At 58.7% G+C, this 4,597-nt stretch carries 3 protein-coding genes; 1 reads left to right on the forward strand and 2 read right to left on the reverse strand.

The window, feature by feature from the left end:
• Positions 1-40 precede the first annotated feature (40 nt).
• Both GXX82_01595 and GXX82_01600 read right to left on the reverse strand, forming a co-directional pair.
• The gene (locus tag GXX82_01595) at positions 41-739 is read right to left on the reverse strand and encodes a hypothetical protein (GenBank protein NLT21721.1); all 699 of its coding nucleotides are present in this window, start codon (positions 737-739) and stop codon (positions 41-43) included.
• 86 nt (positions 740-825) lie between these two features.
• Positions 826-2,229 carry a tricarboxylate transporter gene (locus GXX82_01600; protein ID NLT21722.1) on the reverse strand — a complete coding sequence of 468 codons (1,404 nt, stop codon included), beginning with the start codon at positions 2,227-2,229 and terminating at the stop codon, positions 826-828.
• A gap of 183 nt (positions 2,230-2,412) precedes the next feature.
• Here GXX82_01600 and GXX82_01605 point away from each other — a divergent pair.
• A partial coding sequence (locus GXX82_01605; protein NLT21723.1) for a DUF748 domain-containing protein occupies positions 2,413-4,597 on the forward strand: 2,185 nt, incomplete at its 3' end.

Raw genomic sequence — 4,597 nt, forward strand, 5'->3', positions numbered from 1 at the left:
CTGCCGGGGATTCCCGCGGCGGGTCATCTTCTTCCCGCTTTCACTCCTTGCGGGCAAGCCACTCCACGGCTTTGCCGGTGATCTCGAAAAAGACTTCGTCCTCCCGCCTGTGGAGGGCCTTCGGGACATGAAAGGAGTGGTCGCCCCCTTCGATGGTGAGAAGCTCCCAGGGTGCTTTGAGCCGCTCGAGAACCCTCTTGAGAATGGGCAGGCCGCAAAGGGGGTCCCTCGTCCCCGCGAAGAAGAGCATGGGAGTATCGATCCCGTAGAGGTGGGAATCCCTCAACCGCCCGGTATCATTCGCGGGGTGAAGCGGGTACCCGAGAAAGATGAGCCCGTCGACGGGCAAGAGACCCTCGGCGGCCATCTGCGAGGCCACCCTGCCCCCCATGGATTTACCCGCGGCCACCCAGGTATCGACCTTCCCGGCGAGGAGCTGACCCGCATGGGCGAAGACCGCCCCCCACGTCCTGACGAGCACATCCTGCCTGTCGGGCGCACTCCTTCCCTCTTCCTTGTAGAGGAAATTGAACCTTATGGCTGGATAGCCGGCGGCACAAAGCCCCTCCGCAAAGGAGGTGATGAGCGGTGTGTCCATGTCGTTCCCTGCGCCGTGGGCCACGATGACGGCCGTCCGCTGCCCTCCCGCGCCGGGCATAAGGAGCACCCCCGAGGTCGACCGTTCCCCGTCAACGGGGATCCTTATCCGTGTCTCCGAGCGTGACTGTGATCGGGCCAATGTTTTCCCTCCTTTACCCGAAAAGAACTATACCACATAAGAAGATGGTTCAAAAGTTCAAGGGTTCAAGGGGAATAAGAAGGACATCAGGGAAGAACGTGGATCGCCTTCCAGTAGAAGGAACTGAGGAGCATGGCGGCGATGATGGACACAGCGTACAGACCCCCGGCGATGGCCACGTGGCGGGAGCTCCACGCCCTCTGTGCGGTGATCGCGTCGCTTACCATGATGAAGGGCTGTGTATAGGCCATGAAAAAGCTGTTCCCCCCGGCTATCGCGGCCACGCTCACAAGCACGGGATGGAGGCCGTAATCCTCGAAAAGCGGGATGAAAAGCGGAGAGGTCAACGCGATCGTCGAGAACCCCCAGGGAACGTCGACAAAACGGATGATCCAGAGCCCCACGGTCACCACAATGAGGAACATAAGCGGCGTCCGTGCAAAAGACAGTATTCCCGGCTCTATGAAGGGTCTTATCCACGCGGATATGCCGGAGTGCGCGAAGATGTCCGACAGGGAGACAACGGCACCGAAGAATATGATGACATCCCAGTTGGCGCCCTTTCCGATATCCTCCGCCGTTATGATCTCAGACAGAACGAGGGCGAGGACAGCCATCATCGCGCACGCCGCCGTGGGAATATGGTGATACCTTTCGGTGGCAAAAAGAACCAGCGCGCCTGTGAGGATGATGGCGGTGACCACCTCCCGGGTGCTGATCCTGCCGAGGGCACGGTACGCTTCGTGGAAGGATTCCTTCGCGACCGCCAGGGGGGTCTTCGGTTTGAGGAGGACATAGACAAGGCCGACGAAGAGTATGCCGGCGATGAACCATGGCACGGACATGATGCTAAACCACGCCTCAAAGGTGGCGAGCGGTTTCATCTCGGGGGGAAGGAACCCCATCATGAAGGGCCCCCACAAAGACCCCGTCAGCCATCCCGTACCCGGCAGAACCGCCCCTCCCCAGGCGGCAAGACAGATGAGGGCTGAGCCCCGCGACCTGTAACTCAACCCGCACCCCTCGACGAGGTTCATGGCTATGGGCATCACGACGGAAAGGCGCACCGTTATCGATGGCGTGAGGGCGGAGAGAACGAGTCCGATGATGAACCAGGAAAGAATGATGGTGAAGTAGCCCGGACGAAAGCTCTTCAGGACAAAGTAGGCTATCCGCTTGCCGAGGCCCGTCTTCGCCAGGGCGTAACCGAGATAGAGGGCCGGGATGAGCACCCAGACACCGGAACTCGTGAAACCGCTCGTCACAACGTGGAGGGGAACACCAAAAAGCACGGAGCCGGCGATGAGAACTGCCGAGCCCGCAAGGTAAGGCACGCCTCCCGGCCTGAAGATCCACAGACCGAGGGCGATGAGGATACTGGAGCAGACGCAATGACCCTCGCCCGACAACCCGGCGAAGGGACGGGCAAACGCAAGGACCACCGCACAGACCACAAAGACCAGGGTACCCAGAACCTTCAAATGCTTCACAGGCGTTCCTTTGCAACAGGATGTGAGGGGTTAGGATACCACATTTTCCATCGCCGCGCAGGCCTTTTATCGCGCGCGGTCCCCACCGGTCCTTCCGACCCCGAAAGGGATGGGGGAAAAAGGGGTGGCGATTCCGGGCGCGGGGTGGTATGTATTGGAAGGAAGGGAAAAGGAGGACATCCAATGACAAGGTTGAGAAAAACCCTTCTGTGGGTTCTGATCGCCGTAATCCTTTTTACCGTTGTGGGATTCTTTGTCGCTCCGCCGGTCCTGAAATCGGTCCTCATCAAGAAGCTTTCCGCCAGTCTTGGCAGGACGGTATCCATCGGCAAGATCAGCGTCAACCCTTACACGCTGGGTGTCCGTTTCCGGAACATCGCCATCGGTGAGCGCTCCGGTCCCGGCACGTTCTTCCGCGTCGATGAGATAAGGGCCAGGTTGGGCCTTTCCATTGTGACGGGCGTCATAACCCTCGATCATCTCTCACTCAGGAATCCCCATGTGAACATGACCCGGTATGACGACGGGTCATACAGCTTCTCCGACCTTCTCGAGAAGAAAGGGGCTCCTTCCGGGGAGACCGACGCGGAAAAGGAAGACATCACCTTTTCGCTTCGCGACATAGCGATCCAGAACGGCAGCGCCGATTTCCTCGACACACCGGTAAAGAAGAAACACACCCTGAGGGAGCTCAACCTCAATGTCCCCCTCTTGTCCAATGCCCCCAAGCACGTTGAAAAGGATGTCCGACCCACGCTCTCATTGAAGCTGAATGACGACCCTTACGTTATCACGGGAAGGACGAGGCCCTTCGCGGACTCTCTGGAAACAGCCTTCGACATCAACATCGAGAACGTGGACATCCCCCACTATCTTGCTTATCTCCCCGTGAAGGCCCGGTTCTCTGTCCCCTCGGGCTATCTCGATATCAGGATGGAGGTCTCCTTCAGGCAATTCAAGGATAAGTCCCCCCTCCTGGCCTTAAAGGGTGACATGGCAGTGTCGAAGCTCATCGTCAACGATGAGAAGGGCAAAACGGTCGTGAGCCTTCCGGCCTTAAGGGTCGCCGTCGCGTCGGTCGAGCCCCTTGCCGGAAAGATGGAACTCTCGAAGGTCTCCATCGAATCCCCTGAGTTCACCCTCGATCGTGACCGGAACGGCGAGCTGAATATCATGGCCCTTGTCCCGGAAATGAAGGAGAAGCAGAAAAGCAACGGTAACGCGGGAAAGACAGCCAGGGCCGGGAAGAAAGCCGACAGCGGCCCTTTTCAGTTCATCGTCGATAGTGTCGAGCTCACGGGAGGAAAGGCTCTGTTTACCGACCATTCCCTCAAGGACCCTGCGAAGGTAACCGTCGAGAAGCTGGAGCTGAAGGGTCAGAAGATCTCGCTCGCCGAGGACTCTCCCGGTGTGTTCTCCACATCTCTCGTCGTCAACAGGAAAGGGACTGTGAAACTCGAAGGGACGGTGGCACTGAAGCCGCTCTCTGTGAAGGCGAAGATGGACCTCAAGGGCATCGATATCCGCCCCTTTCAGCCCTATTTCACTGACAGGGTCAGAATATCGGTCATGAGCGGCGCGGCGGCGGCGAGCGGAGACCTCATCATAACGCAAATGCCGAAGAAGGGACCTTCCGTAGTCTACAGGGGAAGCATGTCCCTCGCCGGCGTCTCATCCGTCGACAAGGAGACCGCGGAGAGTCTGCTCAAGCTGAAGTCCTTTCATGTCCGGAACGTCGAGTTCGGATACAACCCTACCCGGGTCACCGCGAAAGGGGTATCCCTCACCGACTTCTACGCCAATATCGCCGTCAAGCCCGATAAAACGGTGAACCTCCAACACATGATCGTCAAGGACGATGCCGCAACGGACGATCGTGCCGGAACGACCGGCGACCAGGCAACGGCCGCGCGGAAAGAGCGGCCAGCCCCCGCCCCTGCCGGGGGCAAGACGCCCCCCGACACCGAGGAGTCCGTTCCCGTAAAGATCGACACCGTCACTCTTCAAGGCGGCACCATACGTTTTAACGATCAGTCGGTACGCCCGGCTTTTTCGACAACACTCGACCGGATAGCCGGAAGGATCTCCGGCCTTTCATCCCAGCTCAACACCACCGCCGATGTCGAGTTGCGGGGAACCCTCGACAATTCGGCCCCCCTCGAGATCACGGGGAAGATAAACCCCTTGAGCAAAGATCTCTACGTCGATCTGAAGGCAAGCTTCAAGGACATGGACCTCACACCTGCCACACCCTATTCAGGCAAGTACGCCGGGTACACCATCGACAAGGGCAAGCTTTCCTTCGATGTACGGTACCTGATACAGAAAAGAAAGCTCGACTCGACGAACACCATCTTCATAGACCAGC

Origin of the sequence: Syntrophorhabdus sp. (assembly GCA_012719415.1) — a bacterium.
Classification (GTDB): domain Bacteria; phylum Desulfobacterota; class Syntrophorhabdia; order Syntrophorhabdales; family Syntrophorhabdaceae; genus Delta-02.